Raw genomic sequence first — 19,238 nt, forward strand, 5'->3', positions numbered from 1 at the left:
TGTGGGGGTATATATAGACGCGCATGTCGCGGATCATCAAGCCATCAATGCCAACGGTTTCCCGGCGCGGTCTGATTGCCAGCACCGCCGCCCTGGCAGCGGCTGCCGCATTGCCCACGCCTGCCTGGGCCAAGGGCGGATCGATGCGGCATGTGAAGAAGGGCTTTGGCACCTACACGGGCGAGGATATCAACCTCGCGATTGCCGGTGCGCATTATGCCACCGGCGGCCGCAGCGGCCATGCAATTGCCGTTGACGGTATGATCCCCGGCCCGTTGATCAAGCTGCGCGAGGGGCAGGATGTTCGCCTCAATGTCACCAACAATCTTGATGAAGACAGCTCGATCCACTGGCATGGCCTGCTGCTGCCATTCCAGTTCGACGGGGTGCCAGGCGTCAGCTTCCCCGGCATTAAGCCCGGCGAGACCTTCACTTATGAATTCCCGATCCGGCAGGCAGGCACATATTGGTGGCATAGCCATTCCGGATTGCAGGAGCAGATGGGGCATTATGGCCCGCTGGTGATCGAGGCCAAGGATGGTTCGGACGATCGCTTTGACCGTGATTATATCGTGCTGCTGAGCGAATTCACGCCGATCCACCCGCACGCAATCATGCGCAAGCTGAAGGTCGGTGAGCACTATTTCAACAATTCCATGATGACCGCGACCGAGGGCGACATGTCCGGCGGGGAGCGGCGCATGTGGAGCGGCATGCGCATGAACCCGCGCGACATCGCCGATGTTTCAGCGCCCGCTTACACCTATCTGATCAATGGCCACGGCCCGGCGGACGATCTGGAATATCTGTTCACCCCGGGCGAGAAAGTTCGGCTGCGCATCATCAACGGCTCAGCCATGACATTCTTCAACATGCGCATCCCCCGCGTGCCGATGACCGTGATCCAGGCCGACGGGCAGGATGTCGAAGATGTCGAAGTCGACGAGCTCCAGATCGGTGTGGCGGAGACTTATGACGTGGTGGTCACCCCGCCCGATGGCAGCCATGCGCTGGTGGCCGAAGCGATGGACCGCAGCGGCATGGGCATCGCCAGCCTGACCTCGCATAAGGGCCACAAGGCCGTAGCCCCGTCCCTGCGCGAAGTGCCGACGCTGACCATGGCTGACATGGGTATGGCCGGGATGGAAGGCATGGACCATGGCTCCGGCGGGATGGACCACTCCATGCGCGACAAGAATTTGGTGCCGTCTGATGTGGAGGTCGGCCCCGGTGTCGACATGATCGCGCCAATGCCCGTGGACCGCATGGACTTTCCCGGTCTCGGCCTCGACACTGTCGATCACCGCGTGCTGCGCTATACCGATTTGCGCTCCAAAGCCATGAACCCGCACCGCATGCCGGAGCGGACGATTCAGATCCATCTGACCGGTAATATGGAACGCTATATGTGGTCTTTCGACGGCAAGAATTTCACGTCCGTCACCGATGATCCGATCCGTTTCGGCTTTGATGAGCGCGTACGGGTGAAGCTGGTCAATGACACAATGATGGCGCATCCGATCCATCTGCACGGACATTTCTTCGAGCTGGTGAATGGCGACAACCCGCACGATATGCACCAGCCGCGCAAACACACCGTTATCGTGCAGCCCGGTAGCAGCGCCACTTTTGACCTGACCGCTGACGAGCCAGGCGACTGGGCATTCCACTGCCATCTGCTCTATCACATGCATGCCGGGATGATGCAGGTGGTAACGGTTCGTCCGTTTCCGCAGGAGGCATGATGCGCCGCCTGGTTGCCCTGCCCCCGTTGGCGATGTTGTTGATGCTGGCCGCACCGCTGGCTGCGCAGTCGCATGACCATCCACCTGACAAGGCAGGCGAAAAGGCCAAGGCCAAAGAAGGCAAGCCGGCTGCACCACCACTCACGCCGATGGCTGCGCCGGTTGTCCCCTTGCGCCTGCCGGGGATGCCCCAACCAGAAGCGCCGCCGCCAGTGGATCATAAGGCGATGGGGCATGGCGCGATGGATCATGGCGATATGGATCACGGCACTGCTCCGGCAGAGGATGCCCCGCCACCTGCCCGCGCCATGTCGGGTCCGCGCCACGCCGCCGATGCGATCTGGGCCAAGGACGCTATGGCATCTGCTCGCCAGCAATTGAAAAAAGAGAATGGCGGCATGTCGACCGGCATGTTCCTGATCGAGCGGTTAGAAGCACGGGTGAGCGACAGCGCGGAGGCGTTCCTTTGGGATGTCCAGGGCTGGTATGGCGGAGACATCCATCGTGTCTTCCTGAAGAGCGAAGGCGAAGGTGAATTCGGCGGCACTGTAGAAGATGCCGAAGTGCAGGTTCTCTTCAGCCGCGCCATCGGGCCGTTTTTCGACCTGCAGGCTGGTGCCCGGGTCGATCTGGAACCGGAAACCCGCAGCCATCTGGTGCTAGGCGTGCAAGGGCTGGCGCCTTATATGTGGCACGTCGACGGTGCGCTGTTTCTTTCGGATCAGGGTGATCTGACTGGACGGATCGAAGCGGAACATGACCAGAAGATCACCCAGCAGCTGATCCTGCAACCACGCATGGAGCTTGAACTTTCGGCTCAGGATATTGCCGAGCGCGCTGTCGGCGCCGGACTAACCAAAATCGAGGCAGGCCTGCGCCTGCGCTACGAAATTCGGCGCGAATTCGCTCCGTATGTCGGCGTAGGATATGAAGCCAAGCTGGGGCAAACCGCAGATTTTGCTCGTGCAGCCGGGGAAGGCGCCAGCGGTTTCGCCTTGCTGGCGGGCATTCGCGCCTGGTTCTGATCAACGTCTCCTATCGGCCAACTGTTTACTTGGTTCCACCGGCGGGCTTCACTTTGCGGCGGCGCTGATCCATGCTCCCCACAACAATTCTTGGGGGACTGAACCGATGACTCGTATCCTTGCTATTTTGCTCGCTTCAACCGCTGTTGCCTCCTGTGGCCAGATGGGGGCGCCGGTCGCGACCTTTGACTGCGCTGCGGAAAGCGAGACCGAGTGCATCAATCTGTGGTTCGATTCCAAATTCGAGGAAGAGCTGGCGTTCAGTCCGCTGCGCCAAACAGCACTGGGGCTCAAGACCGATTACGACAAGATCGACGACATGAGTGTCGCGGCCGAGCAGGAGCAGCTCGAATGGTGGCAGGCAACTGCTGCCGAGATGGAAGGCAATTTCGACTACGACGCCCTGTCGGATGATGCCAAGCTCTCCTGGGACATGTGGATGTTCCGCAAGGAACAGGCCGAAAAGGCCGCCGAATTCCGGGATCAGGGTTACATCCTGCACCAGATGAACGGCACGCACACCGCGCTGCCGAGCTTCCTGATCAGCCAGCACAAGGTCGAAAGTGAGGCCGATATGAAGGCCTTTATCAGGCGGGTCAGCGGGATCGGCACGGCGATGGACCAGCTCCTTGAGCGGGCCCAGAACAACGCCGAGGCCGGCACTCGTCCGCCGCGCTTTTCCTATGACGCAGTGATTGCGGAATCCAAGAAGATCACCAGCGGCGCACCGTTCGCAGAAGGCGATGCCTCGGCCTTGTGGGAGGCCAGCGAAGGCCATCTCGCCAAACTGGTTGCTGACGGCACGATCACGGCCGAACGCGCCGGAGAGCTGCGCGAAGAAGCGCGCGCTGCATTTGTGGATGACATGGCACCCGCCTATGCGCGCGTCGTCACTTGGTTCGAGGAAGACTTGCCCAATACCGATCAAGAGGCGCAGGGCGTAAGCGCCCTCGCCAACGGGGCAGACTTTTACAATTATCGTCTCAATGCGATGACTACGACCGATTTGACGGCGGAGGAAATCCACCAGATCGGCCTTGATGAAGTGGCCCGCATTCGTGAAGAAATGGTCGCGATCAAGGACCAGGTCGGCTTCGAAGGGGACTTGAATGCCTTCTTCACCTTCATGCGTGAAGACGATCAGTTTTATTTCCCGGACAATGATGCCGGCGCACAGATGTATATCGACCAGGCGAAGGAACACCTCGCTTTCATCGATACCCGCCTTCCGGATTTCTTCGGCATCCTGCCCAAAGCGCCGCTGGAGGTTCGCCGCGTCGAGCCGTTCCGCGAACAGGATGGGGCCGCCCAGCATTATCGCCCCGGCACGCCGGATGGATCACGCCCTGGCATCTATTACGCCCATCTTTCCGATATGCGCGCGATGTCCATCCCGGCCTTGGAAGTAATCGCCTATCACGAGGGCAATCCGGGCCATCACATGCAATTGTCGATCGCGCAGGAACTCACCGGCATCCCCAAATTCCGCGCACAAGGCGGATATATTCCGGCATTTGGTGAAGGCTGGGGCCTCTATTCGGAGAAGCTGGCGAAGGAGATGGGAGCCTATGAGGACCCCTATTCCGACTTTGGCCGCCTGACGACCGAGATCTGGCGCGCGATCCGCTTGGTGGTGGACACCGGGTTGCACTCCAAGGGATGGACCGAACAGCAAGCGATCGACTATTTTCTGGCCAACTCACCCATTCCCGAAGCAGCGGTGAAGTCGGAAGTACGCCGCTACATCGTGATGCCGGGCCAGGCGACTGCCTACAAGATCGGGATGATCCGCATCCAGGAATTGCGCGCCAAGGCGGAGCAGGATCTGGGCGAAGATTTCGACATTCGTGGCTTCCACGACACCGTCTTGGGCGGTGGTCCGGTGCCGCTCAACATCCTCGAAAGGCGCGTGGACCAATGGATCGAAAGCGTGAAGGCCGCATAGTCGCTGCGAGAAATGTCGGAAAATTACAAGGGTTGAGCGCGCCAGCTTGATACTATGTGCGGATGCATCGCGGAGTGGACAGGCTCGGCGGTGAAGCAGGGTCGGGTGTCGAAGACGCTGGACGCACAGCCTATGTGCGGCCGAGGCAGTCCGTGCTGGTCCGGTTCGGAAAGCGCATTCGTGACCCGGTAAATGCCTGGTTTGCACGCCAATCACTTATCGCGACCGATCCGGTCGTCGAAGCTGCAGCGTTGCCCGCGATCCAACCGCTTTCGCACAGTTGGCGGGTGATCCAGCGCGAAGCGCAAGCGCTGCTGGACGGGCAGGAAGACATCCCTGACTTCGGCAAGATTTCTCCCGACCATCGCCGCATCGCCAATGGCCCACAATGGAAGAGCTTCTTCTTCGAAGGGTATGGGTTCAAGTCTGCCGCCAATCGATCCAAGTGCCCACATACGGCCGAGTTGCTGGACGGCATCCCTCGCCTTGTCGTAGCCTTCTTTTCGATCATGGACGGAAATGCACATGTCCCGCGCCATCGCGGGTTGACCAAGGCTTGGCTCAATTGTCACTTGCCGCTGGTTGTGCCGGACCGGCCAGGGCGATGCGAGATGCAAGTGGCTGATCGAACAGTGCATTGGCACGAAGGAGAATGGTTGGTCTTCGACGAGACCTACCCGCATGAAGTCTGGAACGACACTGGCCAGCCACGCATCGTGCTGATGTTGCAGGTGCGTCGCCCGATGCGCTGGCCCGGGCGTGCCTTGGCGCGCGCTATCTACGAGGCAATCAGGCGGACCGGCTTTGTGCAGGATGTGCGCAAGGCCGTTGGCGCCTGACGCACATCCCGAAATTCACAGTTGTGCGGTTCAGCCGCCCTTGCGACTGGCCTCGACCCGCGCCACGATGTCGTCAGGCCAGGTCACTTGGGTCTGGGTCTGCGGATTGAACAGATCGCCTTCATATTGCGCCGCCTCCGCCGCTGCGATTTCTTCTGCGGTCAGAAATTCGCTTGGTTCCAGCGCAAAGACGTCGAGCCCGCGGGTAATCTCGGTCGCGTAAATGCGGCCATTATACCAATAGGCTGACCAATATCCGCCAGTGACCAGTTGATCCTTGTCGACCGGCCCACGATCGAAATAGGCAATCTCGGTCGGGTTCTTCGCGTCGGTGAAATCGATCACGCTGATCCCGCCCTGGTACCATGCCTGGACGAAGATATCGCGGCCCGGCACGGGAATGATCGAGCCATTATGCGCAACACAGTTTTCCTTGTCACCTTGCGGGGCAGGCAGCTTGTAGAGGCTGCGATATTCGAGCTTGCCGTTCACGATTTCATAGATCGCATTAGCGCCCCAACTCATCGGATCGCCTGCCTGGCAACGCGGACGTCCGCCCCCGCCCCATTCGTCGGTGAACAGCACTTTCGTGCCATCATTGCTGAAAGTGGCGGAGTGCCAATAGGCAAAGCCCTTGTCGGTCACATCATCGATCCGCTTCGGCTTCATCGGATCTGCAATATCGAGGATAATACCGTTGCCCGAACATGCGCCCGCGGCCAGTTTCAACGCCGGGAAAACTGTGATGTCGTGGCACTGGTTGGTGTCGTTGGTTTCCTGGGTTCCCTCGCCGTGATCACCACCACGCCACAGGCCGGCGATATTCCCGGTCTCAAGATCGGCAAAGACCCGCGGGCTGTCGACAATGCGCGATTGCGCTGGATCAGCCAGCGGGATCTCGATCACGTCGATGCTGAACAAAGCAGTCCTGTCATCACCGGCGACATTGCCGACGCAGCCAGCCAGTTCCTCGCCATCGCGGACATAAGATGTGCCCGAGTTATAGAGCACGATCCGTTCGTCATTTGCATCCACAATCGAATGGGTATGGCTGCCCCGGCAGGTCTGGACCTGCCCAACCTGGCGCGGACGCGTGATGTCAGAAATATCGAAAATCCGGACCCCCCGGAAGCGCTCGTCACTGACACGGTCGGGTACGCCATCAAGCCCGCAATCCACCCGGGCGCGCGCATCCTGCACGCTCATGATCAGGATATCGCCGACAATCGAGACATCACCTTGCCCGCCCGGACATACCACCGAGCTGACAAGATTGGGCACGCCGTCCGCACCCAACTTGTAAGCGTTGAAACCGTGGTAATTGCCCGCCACCAGCAAATCCCCGCTGAAGGCCATATCGGTATTGGCAAAACTCAGCAGCGAACCGCGCTCGGCGAAGCTGGGCTTGGCCTCCTCGCCTTCAGCAGGCTCCTCGGCCTTTTCTTCGTCTTTCTTCGCCTTTTCGGGCTGCAAGGACGCGGGATTGGCCGGATCGAAGAAGCCGGTTGGCTTGGGCATCGCCGTGACCAGGCGTAGATTGCTGATTGCTTCTTCCGCATCGCGGAAGCCGGCTGCCAGCGTGGCGCGTGGATCGGCAGACAGTTCGGCCAATAGGATATTCATCCGGTCGATTTCGGACTGCTGGTCTTTCACAATGTCGTTTGTGAATTCGAACATCACCGGATCATATGCCGTGCCGCGCTGGTCGAGCAGGGTATCGACCATCTTGAGCGCGCCATCATGGTGCGCGATCATCAGTTCCAGGAACATAGTGTCGAAGGCCGTGCCATTGACATCAGCCAAGGCTGCCATCTGCGCCGGGCTCGCCATGCCAGCCATCTTGTGATGGACATGATCAGGGTCCATGCCTGCCATCATCAAGGGCTCGCCGCGTTCGGAGAGCCAGCTGGTCATGAACTTGATCTCGTCAGCCTGGCTGGCATCGATCTTGCCCGCCAGAGCGACAATGTCTTCATTGTTGGTGCGCCCTTTGACCAGAGCCGACATTGCCACCGCTTGCTGATGGTGCACGATCATGCCTTGCATGAATTGCGCATCGGCCGGGGCGTAGCTGGTATCCGCCAGTTTCGTCGCTGCTTCTGCAGTGATCACCCGTGCGGGCTGACCGGGCGCGCCCGGCTGGACGATGGTCGCGTCCTGGGCGACGGCAAGGCTCGAAGTGCCGAGCAAGAGCGAGGCCGCAAGGCCGCGAGCGAGTGTTGTGTGCATGTGGTTCAGTCCCCTGACTTGTGTGCCAGCATAGAGCCTTCACGATGCGAAAGAATCAAGGATTCAATCGATCAAATGCCGACGGAGTTCCGCAAGGCGCCAAACAGACGCCGCGCTAGGCGTTTGTGAATTGCCCGCGTCGCGGCCCGAGATAGCCGAACAGATACGCGCCGACCTTGCGCATCTGGATTTCTTCCGCGCCTTCCGTGATCCGGTAGCGGCGGTGATGGCGGTAAATATGCTCGAACGGTTTGTGCCGTGAATAACCGATCCCCCCATGCACCTGCATCGCGCGGTCCGCTGCCTCGCATACCAGCCGGTTCGCCCAGTAGTTACACATACTAACCTTGTCGGAGATGGTCTTCTCGATCTCCTCATGCGGCATATTGTCCATTTCCCACGCCGTCTTGTAGATCAGCAGGCGAAGCATTTCGCACTGGGTCGCCAGCTCGACCAACGGGAACTGAATTGCCTGGTTGCGCGCCAGCTCCTGCCCGAACGGCTTGCGCTCGCGGGCATATTTCACGCTTTCTTCGACGCAGAATTGCGCCGCACCGAGGGAACTCGCCGCTTGCCGGATACGGTTCTGGTGGACGAAGCTTTGCGCCAGCGCGAGGCCTAGGCCCTCCTTGCCCAAGATGGCGCTTTCGGGCACCCAGACGTCCTTGACCGAAAGACGTGGGTGATCGGTGGGCATGTTGAAAGTCCACATCCACTCTTCAATTTCCAGACCGTCGGCCGGGTTAGGAACGAGCAAGCAGGTAATCCCACGCGCATTGCCATCCTCTCCCTCGGTCCGGGCAAACATGGCGCAATGGGTCGCGACATGCATGCCGGTGATCCACATCTTCTCGCCATCGATCCGGTAGCCCGGCGTGCCGTTGCGCGTTTCCTTGACTGCGCGCGTTTCCATATGGGTCGCATCGCTCCCGTGATCGGGCTCGGTCAGGCCGAAGGCGACCCGCCGTGTCCCTTCGAACCCGCCAAGGATGAATTCCTGCTTCTGTTCCTCTGTCCCCCACTGTTCGAACATTTCGACGAAGGGGAAATTGCCGACGATGCTGTGCTCGTTCTGCAAGTCATTGTGCAGCCCGAGGCCTCGCTGGGCAAAGCGATCGCGGATCACGGCCATCCACAAGTTGGATCCATCCTGGCCGCCATATTTCTTCGGTGCGGAAAAGCGCCAATGGCCGGCCTTGTCTGCCCGCCGCTTCGCCTCGACAAGAAGATCCTCCCACTCCTCGCGCGGGAGGCCGCCAGCTTCAAAGTCCGTGCGCGCATATTCGCGGCGATGGTCGAAGAACCGAATATTGTCGTCTTGCTGTTCAAGCGGGGTGATGTCACTTTCGATGAACCTCTCAAGCTCGGCGTAATAGTCTTCCAGCTCTTGCGGGATTGTGAAATCCATCAGTTCTCTCCAGTCCATTTGGCGCGGGCATCTGCGAGCGCGGGATATTTTGGTATGTCTGCCGCCAGCTTGTCGAGCGCGCTGCGGCGGAGGCTGGCAAGCAAGCCGGGCGATGCCAGATCCTTCACGCCTGCAAGCAAGGCTTCGGACAACGCAGCATCGCGTGCCTCAAGCCGGGGATCGTCTCCCCGGGCAATCATGCCCAGCGCATTGCGCGCCACGGCAAGCTGGAAACGGTCATGCCCCTCCATTTGGCCCTTGAGCGTGGCGAGCCATTCGGAAACCGCCATGGCAAGCTCGCCCGCACTCGCTTCGCCTGCTAGTACGGGTATTTCCACCGCAGGTAACAATGGCTGGGCCCGCTCCTTGGCGGGAGCATCCTCCTCCAGAAGGAGCAGCAGATCGAGTTCGTTCTCGCTCGTGCGCCGGGAAATGACCACACGCTCTAGCATCCGGTCTTCTCCTCTTCGCCAGAAGTCCGCCATGCGGATACAGCCAAGCGCCCACCAGACGGTGCGATAGATCGTCCAGAAGCGGAACCGTGCAGGGTCAACCGCCACTCCGCCAGCCTCTTCATATGCTGCGAAATAGGCATCGAGCGGGCCCAGGCCCATCGCCGGGCGATCGTGCCGACTGAAGCGCCAGACCGTCATACAGCCAAATGCCAGATCCTCATGCGGATCGCCGAAATGGACCAGCTCCCAGTCCAGAACTCCGGTCAGATGGCTATTCTCTGCCAGGATATTACCCAGCCGATAGTCGCCGTGATTCAGCACCGGCGTCACCGGCTCTGGCACATTGTCTTCCAGCCATTTCAGGCCCAGCGCGATAATCGGCCTATCGCCTCCTGCTTCGTCGAATTGCGCGCGGAGGCCTGCCACTCCTTCCGAGTAATCAAGGGTGGGAATGGCGTCGGGCAAATCGGCAGGGTCCAGCGAATGGATACGCGCCAGGTCGCCCGCCGCCTCGCGCAGTAACTGGTCCGGCTCCTCCATCGCAAGGATTGCGCGCGGATCGGGAGTGCCCGGCAAGGCCCGCATAACAAAGCCGCTGCCAATCCCGTCTTCCGGGTCCAGTTCCGCCACAACCTCGGGTGCAGTGACCCCCGCAGCATGGGCTGCCCGTATCACTGCGGCCTCGACATCATGACCGAAGGGCCTGCCTTCCATGAAAGCGAGGCTGGGCGCGCGGCGCAGAACAAACCGCTCCCGCCCGACTTCGAAGCGCCAGCTTTCCATTGTCGCACCACCGGTGAGCCGTTGGAGGTTCTCGGGTTGCCCCCTACCCTTGCGCGCAAGAGCGTGGGCCAGGCCGGCCTGCAATTCGCGAATCTCTATGTTCTCTCCCATTGCCGAACAGCTTTGCAGCACTGCTCCTGTGCGACAAGCGCAACATTTTGCTAGCTCGTGCATTGAGTGGGCATGCAAAGGAGCAAGAATTCATGAAATGTCCGCACAATGCCCATGTCGCTATTGTTGATGGCGAGCGATTCATCCTGATGCAGAACACAGGAAAGCCCTTCGAACCGAAGCTGACGGTGATCGAAGAACCGGTCCTGGATCCATCAAATTTCAGCGCCGGGGTGCGCCACCAGGATGATGTCGGCCAGAAACTGGGGCGCACCCAGCTGGACGAACTCGCGCATGGTGCCGCCGTAGCCGAATGGTTGAACGGGAAGGCTATCGAAGGTGATCTGGAGGATATTCTGATTGTAGCCGATCCCAAGTCGCTTGGTGAAATGCGCAATCACTATCACGCCGAACTCGAACGGCGGCTGATTGGCGAGCTCGACAAGACCGTGACGAGCGAATCGTTGGAGCAGATCGCGAAAATCATCGCCAATGCGTGACTTCGTTGCGAAGCTGCGGCTCAATTGATCGTATTTTTGGAATCATCTGTCTTGCAACTGCTCCGTATTTACACGGAGCGCTTGCACCGTTGTGGCAGCGGCCCATTAATCGAATGCAAACCATGCACTGGCTAAGGGTACCCGCATGACGTCTCGCTTTTTCCGCCTTGCCGCAGCTTCCGCAGCCCTCTTTGCCGGGCTGACTGCGAGCCCTGCAGTTGCGCAAAGCAACGACTTGGAGGCTGCGTTTGATCGCACCTTCGGCACGCAAGTCCGTGCACCGCAAAGCTTCGAGGCGCGCTACGAAACGTCGTTCGAGCGCCGCATCGCGCAGCTTGCGGATGGGTCCAAAGGCAGGATCGGCGTCGCCGCCGTCGACTTGTCGAGCGGGGAACAGATCTCGATTCTCGGCAACCAGCGCTTCCCAATGGCAAGCACGAGCAAGATCGCCGTCGCCGCGACTTTCCTCGAGGGGGTCGAGCAGGGTCGTTGGAGCCTGACCAGCGAATTTCCGCTGATGATTCCGATCCGCTCCAAGAAATATTCGAGCCGTGCTGCTCCGGTTCGCAAGGGCAACTACATGCCCGCCATCGACCTGATCGAAATCATGATCACGCGGTCGAGCAATCCGGCAACTGATGCGCTGCTGAAAGTCGTTGGCGGCCCCAACGCTGTCAATGGCTGGGCGCGCCGCAATGGCATCCGCGAATTCAGCATCGACCGTGATATTGCGACTCTGGTTCGCGATGATGGCGAGTATGACCCGGTTTCTTATATCGACCGCCGTGACAGCGCGACTCCTCGAGCCATGGTCGATTTGCTCGCCGGGCTCTATCAGGGCAAGTTCTTGTCACGCGAGAGTAGGCGCGTTCTGATGGGTGCGATGAGCCGCACCCGGACGGGCAAACGGCGCATTCCGGCCATGATACCGGGCGAGGCGGAAGTTCTGCACAAGACGGGTTCGCTCAACAACACATCGAGCGATATCGGCATCATCCGTACACCGGACGGGCGCGCCTTTGCTGTGGCGATCTACGTTACAGGGCAGGGAACACGGCGCAATCGGGAGGCGAAAATCGCTTCGATCGCGCGGGCGCTTTACGATGGCTATCGCGCCAGTCCGCGCCGCCAGTACGCCACGGCAGATTACGGCGGAGACTAAAGGCGCGCGGGTTGCGCCCTCGGCTTCCCATCATGCGGTACATACAAAAAGGGCGGCGCCGCATGGCACCGCCCTCTTCGTTTCGACTAAGCGGAAAGCTTACTCGGTAGCAGCTTCGGCGTCGGCAGCAGCTTCTTCAGCTTCGCCAGCAACAGCGTTGGCAGCGTCGCCAGCAGCTTCAGCAGTCGCGTCGGCAGCGCCTTCAACAGCAGCAGCGCCGTCTTCCATGGCGCCTTCAGCGGTCGCAGTTGCGTCTTCGGCAACCGACTCAGCGTCAGCCATTGCCGAATCGGCAGCTTCGGTTGCAGCTTCTTCGGTAGCTTCCGAGCAAGCAGCCAGGGTCAGAGCGGCGCCAGCAGCGGCAGCAGCGAGAACGATCTTACGCATAATAAACAATTCCTTACTCTAGCGAGTGGATTTCCGTCTCCGGCTTATGCCGGTGCGGTGAAACCTCCCCCATAGGATGGCTTCTGCGCCCTAAATAATGGCCGGATTGTGGCGTAGCAAGCCCTTTTGCCACATTTTGCCATATTTCTGCCTTATTTTACCGCAGATTGCCCGAATTCTGCCATTTTCTGGCCACATAAATTTCGGCTCCGGCCCTCGCTGCACCACCGCGACACTGCTAGCAGTGCGTTATGGCCGATAAACAGCATCTCTATCTCGTAGACGGTTCCGCCTACATCTTCCGCGCATATCACCGTCTTCCCCCTCTGACAGATCCCGAAGGCACGCCGGTCGGAGCGGTTTACGGGTACACCACGATGTTGTGGAAGTTGGCCGACGATCTCGACAAGGCCGACGGGCCGACTCACCTCGCGGTCGTGCTCGACAAATCGAGCCATTCATTCCGCAACGAGATCTACGACCAGTACAAGGCCAATCGTCCTCCGCCCCCCGAGGATCTGGTGCCACAATTCCCGCTCATCCGTGACGCGACGCGCGCGTTTTCGCTGCCGATGATCGAGGAAGAGAATGTCGAGGCCGATGACATGATCGCATCCTATGCGCGCGCCGCCGCTGCCAAGGGCTGGGATGTTACGATCGTTTCGTCCGACAAGGACCTGATGCAACTGGTTGGGCCGGGTGGTGACGGCCATGGCGCGATCGACATGCTTGATACCATGAAGAACGCGCGGATCGGCGTTTCCGAGGTGGAGGAAAAATTTGGAGTCGGTCCCGACCTGGTAGGCGACGTTCTCGCCTTGATGGGCGATTCCGTCGACAACATTCCCGGCATTTTCGGTGTCGGTCCCAAGACTGCGACCAAGCTGATCCAGGAACACGGCTCCCTCACATCGGCACTCGATGCGGCGCCCGAGATGAAGAAGAGCAAGCTCAAGGAAAGGCTGCTCGAGCATCGTGCCGACGCCGAATTGAGCCGGATTCTCGTGACTCTCAAAGAGGATTGCCCGCTACCGATCGCCATTGACGATATGAAGCTGGACGGAATCGCCCCCGGGCCGCTGGCGGCATTCCTCGAAAAGCATGGGTTCACCAGTCTTCTGCGCCGGCTCGATGCCGGGAACGGCAGCCCCGATCGAGCAAATGAGCTCAATCCTGCCAAAGCAGACACGCACGGGGCCGATGCCAGCCCCGAAGGCAATCGTCAGCCCCTGCCCGAATTCCCCGCAATTGATCGCAGCGCGTATGAAACCGTGCAAACAATGGAGCGGTTGGAACATTGGATTACCCAGTGTGAGCAAGCGCGCGAGATCGCAGTCGATACCGAAACAAGTGCGCTTGATGCCATGCAGGCGGATTTGGTGGGCGTTAGCCTGGCGACCGGGCCTAACCATGCCTGCTACATTCCCCTGGCTCATGGCGGCAGTGACATGTTCGCGGAAAAGCCGGAGCAAGTGGGATTTGATGAGGCACTCGCAGCCTTGAAACCGCTGCTCGAAAGCGACGCGGTTCTCAAGATCGGCCAGAACATCAAATATGATCTCAATGTCCTGTCCCGCTACGGTATCAACGTAGCGCCCATAGACGATACGATGATCATCAGCTTCGATCTTGATGCCGGTCGCGGACAAGACGGGATCGGGGGAGGCCATGGCATGGATGAGCTGAGCGAACGCCATCTCGGCCACACGCCGCTGACCTTCAAAGAAATATGCGGCACCGGCAAGAAACAAATACCCTTCGGCGAAGTGCCGCTGGACAAAGCGACCGAATACGCCGCTGAAGATGCCGATGTAACATGGCGCCTGCACCAACATCTGAAGCCACGCCTTGCCATCGAGGGAGGCTCGAGAGTTTATGAGCGTGTCGACCGGCCGCTGGTACCCGTAGTCGCAATGATGGAGCGCAACGGGATCAAGGTTGACCGGACCCGGCTCGCCCGCCTGTCGGAAGAGTTCGCCACCGAAACAGCCCGGTTGGAACAGCAAATCCACGAGCTGGCCGGCGAGGAATTCACGGTCGGCAGCCCAAAACAGCTCGGCGATATCCTGTTCGACAAGCTTGGCTACAAGGGTGGCAGGAAGGGCAAGAGCGGACAGTTCTCCACCGATCAGGCCGTACTTGAAAAGCTATCCGGCCAGGGCGCCGACATTGCCGACAAGGTGCTCGAGTGGCGTCAGCTGACGAAGCTCAAATCGACCTATACCGACGCTCTCCAACAAGCGATCAACCCACATACCGGACGGGTCCACACCAGTTATAGCTTGGTCGGGGCCCAGACAGGGCGCCTCTCATCTACCGATCCAAACTTGCAGAACATCCCGATCCGCACCCCAATTGGCAGGCAAATCCGGGAAGCTTTCGTGCCCGAAGACGGCAATGTCCTGCTGGCAGCAGACTATTCCCAGATTGAATTGCGGCTGGCTGCCCACATGGCGGATGTCGATACTCTGAAGGATGCCTTCGCCAAAGGCGAGGACATCCACAATCGCACAGCGCAGGAAATGTATGGTGCGGTTGATCGTGATACGCGTGCGCAGGCCAAGACGATCAATTTCGCCATTCTCTACGGAATTTCACGATGGGGGCTTGCCGGACGCCTCGGGGTGGAACCAGACGAGGCGCAAGCCATGATTGATCGCTATTTCCAGCGCTTCCCCGGCATCCAGCGTTACATCGCCGAAACACTCGAGTCAGTCCGCGAGCGTGGCTATTCTGAAACGCTGTTCGGGCGGAAAACATGGTTCCCGCGGATCGACTCCAAGAATCAGGCAGAGCGGCAGGGAAGCGAACGCGCTGCCATCAACGCCCCGATCCAAGGAACCAGCGCGGATATCATCAAGCGCGCAATGGTTCGGATGATGCCCGCGCTGGAAGATGCGGGCCTCGGCCACGTGCAGATGCTCTTGCAAGTACATGATGAGCTGGTGTTCGAGCTGCCCGAAAGTGATGTTGCCAGCGCAAGCCCTGTTATCGAGCGGGTCATGGCGGACGCAGCCCTCCCTGCTGTCGATTTGTCCGTGCCGCTTGGCATCGAGATCGGGACGGGGCCAAGCTGGGATGCGGCTCACTAGCACCTGATCGGGGTGACCTTGCTGTCGTATTGCATTCACGCAGCAGACCCCATACCGCTCGCAGCATGTTCGATGACTTGAATCCCGCAAACTTTGATATCGACTGGCATCTGGTGCTGGCCGAAGGGGCGGTATCCCTGCTGGTCGTCGTGATTGCGGTCGCATTGTCTTATGTCGCCTATCGCCTTGTCTTCAAGGCGGTGAGCAAGATCACGCACATGTCTGAAAGCGTGGCAGACGATATCCTGATCCAGCGGATTCGCCAGCCGATCAAGTGGTCTTTCATTGCCATCGGCGTGACACTCGCCGCTCAAGTCGATGACGCGCTTGGCCTGCTGTGGGAACCGTTCGCCCAGTTCCTGAGGCCCGCTCTCCTCGGCTGGATTGCGTACAATATGGTGCGCGCACTGACGGCTGCCTTGCAGGTGCAAGTGGAGGCATCGGGTGACCCTGTCGCGCTGCGTTCGCGCAAGACCCGGGTTGCCGTGCTGTCACGGATTGCAACCCTGGCGATCATTCTAATCACGATCGGCCTCATGCTGTTCTCCATTCCGTCAGTGAGATCCATCGGCACTACTATGCTGGCATCTGCTGGCCTGGCAGCATTGGCGATTGGTGCGGCTGCGCAACCGGCGCTCAAATCCCTGATCGCTGGCCTGCAAATTGCGCTGACCGAGCCGCTGCGGATTGGCGATCTGGTAGTGGTGGACGGGCACACCGGTCGAATCGAAGAAATCCGCATGAGCTTCATAACAGTACGCACCTGGGACGAGCGGGTGATTATCGTGCCCACCAGCCGCTTCCTTGATGAGAGTTTCGAGAATTGGTCTCGTCGCAACGAAATGCTGACTGGCCCGGTCTATTTGCATCTTGATCCGATAACAGACCTCGACCCGATCCGGGCAGAGTTCGAGCGCTTCGTTCATGCGCATGAATTGTGGGACAAGCGCACCGCTGTATTGCTGATGACCGAAGCCCATCCGGAGAGCGTCGAGTTGCGCCTTTCAGTGAGCGCGGGCACCATCGGCGATCTATGGGCCCTGCGCTGCGCCTTGCGCGAGCATATGATCAAGTGGCTGCGTGAAACCCAACCGGAAGCGCTGATCCGCCACCGGCTGGAAGTCGAGTCCGCCAACGATCGCGCTTCGACCTAATCCTCGACCTCGCCGTGCTTCTTGGCACGGGTCGATTCAACCATTCCTTCATGCAAAAAGCCGATTGGCTGCACTTGCGCTGCACGCTTCTTCAGCTCGCCGCGCATTTTGCGATATTCTGCCTCCATCTTGGATGTCACCGACGCGCGTGAGTCTTTGAGCGCTTCTTCAAAGTCCCCCGAGGTCACATCCTGCACATCCGGTCCGACACGGTGGAGGGCGTTGAGGCCTGCACGGCGCACCACATCTTCCAGGTCAGCTCCAGTAAAGCGGGCCGTTTTCCCGGCAATTTTGGCCAGATCGACATCATCGGCCAACGGCATCTTATCGGTGTGAATGCCGAGGATCTGTTCACGCCCCTTTTTGTCAGGCGTTCCGACATAGACCAGCTCGTCAAATCGGCCCGGTCGCAGCAGTGCGGGATCGATCAGAGCGGGGCGATTGGTGGCACCAATCACGACGATGGACTGCATTTCTTCCAGTCCGTCCATCTCTGCCAGGATGGTATTCACCACCCTGCCAGTGACCTGCGGTTCGCCTTGTCCGCTGCCACGGGCGGGCACGAGGCTATCGATCTCGTCGATGAATACCACGCACGGCGCAACCGCGCGGGCGCGCTGGAACATCTTGGCGATCTGCTGCTCGCTTTCGCCATACCATTTGCTCAGCAAATCCGAGCTTTTCATCGATATGAAATTGGCTTCGGCCTCTTTGGCGACCGCCTTGGCAAGAAGCGTCTTGCCAGTGCCCGGCGGCCCGTAAAGCAGAAAACCCTTGGCTGGCCTGATACCCAGTCGCCGGAAAGCTTCCTGGTTCTTCAGCGGCAGCTCGATGCCTTCCTTGAGCTTGCCAATAGCATCCTCGACTCCGCCAATATCATCCCACGAGACATTGGGCATCTGGACCATCACTTCGCGCATGGCGGAAGGCTGGATACGCTTGAGTGCCGAAAGGAAGTCTTCCCGGGTGACGCACAGATCGTCCAGAACCTCTTGCGGGACTTCCCGCTCATCCAGGTCGATTTTGGGCATGATCCGCCGCACGGCATCGATGGCAGCTTCTCGCGCAAGGGCAGCAATGTCTGCACCGACAAAGCCGTAGGTCATCCGCGCTAGCTCCTTGAGATCGACCCGATCACCCAGCGGCATGCCGCGCGTGTGGATGGCAAGGATTTCCCGCCGGCCATTCTCGTCGGGAACGCCAATCACGATTTCCCGATCGAACCGGCCCGGACGCCGCAATGCTTCGTCAATTGCATCAGGACGGTTGGTGGCGGCTATGACGACCACATTGGCGCGGGCTTCCAGCCCGTCCATCAGAGTCAGCAGCTGGGCTACCAGCCGCTTTTCAGCCTCGCCGGGCACCCTGTCACGCTTGGGGGCGATGGAATCGATCTCGTCGATGAAGATGATTGCAGGGGAATTCTTGGCCGCATTCTCGAAGACTTCGCGCAGGGCCTTTTCGCTCTCGCCATAGCCCGATCCCATGATCTCGGGCCCGTTGATGATCGAGAAATCCGCGTCGCTTTCGTTGGCAACAGCTTGTGCCAGTCGTGTCTTCCCCGTTCCGGGCGGGCCATGCAGCAATACGCCTTTGGGCGGATCGACCCCCAGGCGGGTGAAAAGTTCGGGATAGCGCAGCGGAAGCTCGACCATTTCGCGCAATTGCTGGATGGTATCGTCGATTCCGCCGACGTCGTCATAGTTGACGACCGCGCGGGCATCGCGCGGCTTTTCAAACTCGGTCCGCAACTCCACTTCGGTATTCTCGTCAATATGAACGATACCCTTGGGCACGGTGGAAACGACACTCAGCCTGATTTGTGTCAGAGCATAAGCTGGCGCGTTGAACATCCGCCGGACTTCGGGCGGCATGTTCTGGACCGGCTGTTGGCCTGTAGTCGCGACAAGATCGCCGGCAACAAGAGGCTTGCGGAAGAAGTTCTTTTGTAGCGCCTGGGTTGGCCCCTGCAGCCGCATTTCGCGACTGGCCGGAGCGAACACTACGCGGGTTGCGGCACGCGATTCAGCGGATGTGATCTTTACGTGCTCCCCCGATCCGGCCTCTGCATTGCCGCGCTGGAGACCATCCAGCCGGACCACATCCAGTGCCTGGTCTTCATCATAGGCAGCCATGGCAATCGCGGCGGTCTTTCGCTTGCCTTCGATTTCGACAACATCGCCTTCAGTAATGCCGAGCGTCTGGAACGCTGATCGCGGCATGCGGGCGATGCCTTGTCCGCTTTCTTCCTGACGGGCTGCTGCAACCTGCAACCGGACTTTCTTTTCTTCTACCGCAGCGTCCGCATCGGCCATTAGTCCGGGCTCCTCATCTCAGTTTGGCATCGTCTTGATGCGCCTAGCTAGGAAGCCCAGCGCTATCATGCAAATGATGGAGGCTAGA

Annotated in this window: 13 protein-coding genes; 8 read left to right on the plus strand and 5 right to left on the minus strand. The window is 59.7% G+C overall.

Going from position 1 to position 19,238, the window contains the following annotated elements:
* Positions 1 to 23: 23 nt before the first annotated feature.
* The 4 genes from ABD653_RS08090 to ABD653_RS08105 all read left to right on the plus strand — a co-directional run bounded on the left by ABD653_RS08090 (position 24) and on the right by ABD653_RS08105 (position 5,554).
* On the plus strand, positions 24 to 1,745 hold the full coding sequence (locus ABD653_RS08090) for a multicopper oxidase domain-containing protein (protein WP_234032119.1): 1,722 nt from the start codon (positions 24 to 26) through the stop codon (positions 1,743 to 1,745).
* Positions 1,742 to 2,770 (plus strand): copper resistance protein B, encoded by a 1,029-nt coding sequence (locus ABD653_RS08095; RefSeq protein WP_160778206.1) that lies wholly within the window; start codon positions 1,742 to 1,744, stop codon positions 2,768 to 2,770. Before ABD653_RS08090 ends, ABD653_RS08095 begins: the two co-directional genes overlap by 4 nt.
* A gap of 106 nt (positions 2,771 to 2,876) precedes the next feature.
* Positions 2,877 to 4,715, plus strand: coding sequence for a DUF885 domain-containing protein (locus tag ABD653_RS08100; protein WP_160778207.1), 1,839 nt, complete (start codon positions 2,877 to 2,879; stop codon positions 4,713 to 4,715).
* Positions 4,716 to 4,777: 62 nt separating this feature from the next.
* Positions 4,778 to 5,554, plus strand: coding sequence for an aspartyl/asparaginyl beta-hydroxylase domain-containing protein (locus ABD653_RS08105; protein WP_234032120.1), 777 nt, complete (start codon positions 4,778 to 4,780; stop codon positions 5,552 to 5,554).
* Between the two features lie 30 nt (positions 5,555 to 5,584).
* Here ABD653_RS08105 and ABD653_RS08110 read toward each other — a convergent pair whose 3' ends face one another.
* The 3 genes from ABD653_RS08110 to ABD653_RS08120 all read right to left on the minus strand — a co-directional run bounded on the left by ABD653_RS08110 (position 5,585) and on the right by ABD653_RS08120 (position 10,540).
* The gene (locus ABD653_RS08110) at positions 5,585 to 7,783 is read right to left on the minus strand and encodes a DUF305 domain-containing protein (RefSeq protein ID WP_160778209.1); all 2,199 of its coding nucleotides are present in this window, start codon (positions 7,781 to 7,783) and stop codon (positions 5,585 to 5,587) included.
* Between the two features lie 115 nt (positions 7,784 to 7,898).
* Entirely contained in the window at positions 7,899 to 9,191 is a 1,293-nt protein-coding gene (locus tag ABD653_RS08115; protein ID WP_160778210.1) for an acyl-CoA dehydrogenase family protein, read from the minus strand.
* Positions 9,191 to 10,540: a phosphotransferase family protein gene (locus ABD653_RS08120; RefSeq protein WP_160778211.1), complete on the minus strand. Its 1,350-nt coding sequence runs from the start codon at positions 10,538 to 10,540 to the stop codon at positions 9,191 to 9,193. The genes ABD653_RS08115 and ABD653_RS08120 overlap by 1 nt, the downstream gene beginning before the upstream one ends.
* 92 nt (positions 10,541 to 10,632) lie before the next feature.
* Between ABD653_RS08120 and ABD653_RS08125 the strand changes: the two genes are divergently transcribed.
* Positions 10,633 to 11,040 (plus strand): baeRF12 domain-containing protein, encoded by a 408-nt coding sequence (locus ABD653_RS08125; protein WP_160778212.1) that lies wholly within the window; start codon positions 10,633 to 10,635, stop codon positions 11,038 to 11,040.
* Positions 11,041 to 11,185: 145 nt separating this feature from the next.
* Positions 11,186 to 12,202 carry a serine hydrolase gene (locus ABD653_RS08130; RefSeq protein ID WP_160778213.1) on the plus strand — a complete coding sequence of 339 codons (1,017 nt, stop codon included), beginning with the start codon at positions 11,186 to 11,188 and terminating at the stop codon, positions 12,200 to 12,202.
* 99 nt (positions 12,203 to 12,301) lie between these two features.
* Here ABD653_RS08130 and ABD653_RS08135 read toward each other — a convergent pair whose 3' ends face one another.
* Positions 12,302 to 12,589, minus strand: a complete 288-nt coding sequence (locus tag ABD653_RS08135) for a hypothetical protein (RefSeq protein ID WP_160778214.1) — start codon at positions 12,587 to 12,589, stop codon at positions 12,302 to 12,304.
* Positions 12,590 to 12,840: 251 nt separating this feature from the next.
* Here ABD653_RS08135 and polA point away from each other — a divergent pair, with 251 nt between their 5' ends.
* Both polA and ABD653_RS08145 read left to right on the plus strand, forming a co-directional pair.
* Positions 12,841 to 15,681 (plus strand): DNA polymerase I, encoded by a 2,841-nt coding sequence (gene polA / locus ABD653_RS08140; RefSeq protein ID WP_160778215.1) that lies wholly within the window; start codon positions 12,841 to 12,843, stop codon positions 15,679 to 15,681.
* A gap of 65 nt (positions 15,682 to 15,746) precedes the next feature.
* The gene (locus ABD653_RS08145; protein ID WP_160778216.1) at positions 15,747 to 16,835 is read left to right on the plus strand and encodes a mechanosensitive ion channel family protein; all 1,089 of its coding nucleotides are present in this window, start codon (positions 15,747 to 15,749) and stop codon (positions 16,833 to 16,835) included.
* On the opposite strand, the gene ABD653_RS08150 is transcribed toward ABD653_RS08145, so the two are convergent.
* Positions 16,832 to 19,150 (minus strand): CDC48 family AAA ATPase, encoded by a 2,319-nt coding sequence (locus ABD653_RS08150; protein WP_160778217.1) that lies wholly within the window; start codon positions 19,148 to 19,150, stop codon positions 16,832 to 16,834. The genes ABD653_RS08145 and ABD653_RS08150 overlap by 4 nt on opposite strands.
* Positions 19,151 to 19,238: the final 88 nt, after the last annotated feature.

The sequence above is a fragment of the Parerythrobacter jejuensis genome (genome assembly GCF_039536765.1).
In the GTDB taxonomy this organism is placed as follows: Bacteria; Pseudomonadota; Alphaproteobacteria; order Sphingomonadales; family Sphingomonadaceae; genus Parerythrobacter; species Parerythrobacter jejuensis.

What these genes read in the sequence shown, in the direction of transcription:
- polA (WP_160778215.1), top strand. Translation starts at nt 12,841, where the DNA reads ATGGCCGATAAACAGCATCTCTATCTCGTAGACGGTTCCGCCTACATC.
- ABD653_RS08105 (WP_234032120.1), top strand. Translation starts at nt 4,778, where the DNA reads ATGCATCGCGGAGTGGACAGGCTCGGCGGTGAAGCAGGGTCGGGTGTC.
- ABD653_RS08110 (WP_160778209.1), bottom strand. Translation starts at nt 7,783, where the DNA reads ATGCACACAACACTCGCTCGCGGCCTTGCGGCCTCGCTCTTGCTCGGC.
- ABD653_RS08130 (WP_160778213.1), top strand. Translation starts at nt 11,186, where the DNA reads ATGACGTCTCGCTTTTTCCGCCTTGCCGCAGCTTCCGCAGCCCTCTTT.
- ABD653_RS08150 (WP_160778217.1), bottom strand. Translation starts at nt 19,150, where the DNA reads ATGGCCGATGCGGACGCTGCGGTAGAAGAAAAGAAAGTCCGGTTGCAG.
- ABD653_RS08145 (WP_160778216.1), top strand. Translation starts at nt 15,747, where the DNA reads ATGTTCGATGACTTGAATCCCGCAAACTTTGATATCGACTGGCATCTG.
- ABD653_RS08120 (WP_160778211.1), bottom strand. Translation starts at nt 10,540, where the DNA reads ATGGGAGAGAACATAGAGATTCGCGAATTGCAGGCCGGCCTGGCCCAC.
- ABD653_RS08125 (WP_160778212.1), top strand. Translation starts at nt 10,633, where the DNA reads ATGAAATGTCCGCACAATGCCCATGTCGCTATTGTTGATGGCGAGCGA.
- ABD653_RS08095 (WP_160778206.1), top strand. Translation starts at nt 1,742, where the DNA reads ATGATGCGCCGCCTGGTTGCCCTGCCCCCGTTGGCGATGTTGTTGATG.
- ABD653_RS08135 (WP_160778214.1), bottom strand. Translation starts at nt 12,589, where the DNA reads ATGCGTAAGATCGTTCTCGCTGCTGCCGCTGCTGGCGCCGCTCTGACC.
- ABD653_RS08090 (WP_234032119.1), top strand. Translation starts at nt 24, where the DNA reads ATGTCGCGGATCATCAAGCCATCAATGCCAACGGTTTCCCGGCGCGGT.
- ABD653_RS08115 (WP_160778210.1), bottom strand. Translation starts at nt 9,191, where the DNA reads ATGGATTTCACAATCCCGCAAGAGCTGGAAGACTATTACGCCGAGCTT.
- ABD653_RS08100 (WP_160778207.1), top strand. Translation starts at nt 2,877, where the DNA reads ATGACTCGTATCCTTGCTATTTTGCTCGCTTCAACCGCTGTTGCCTCC.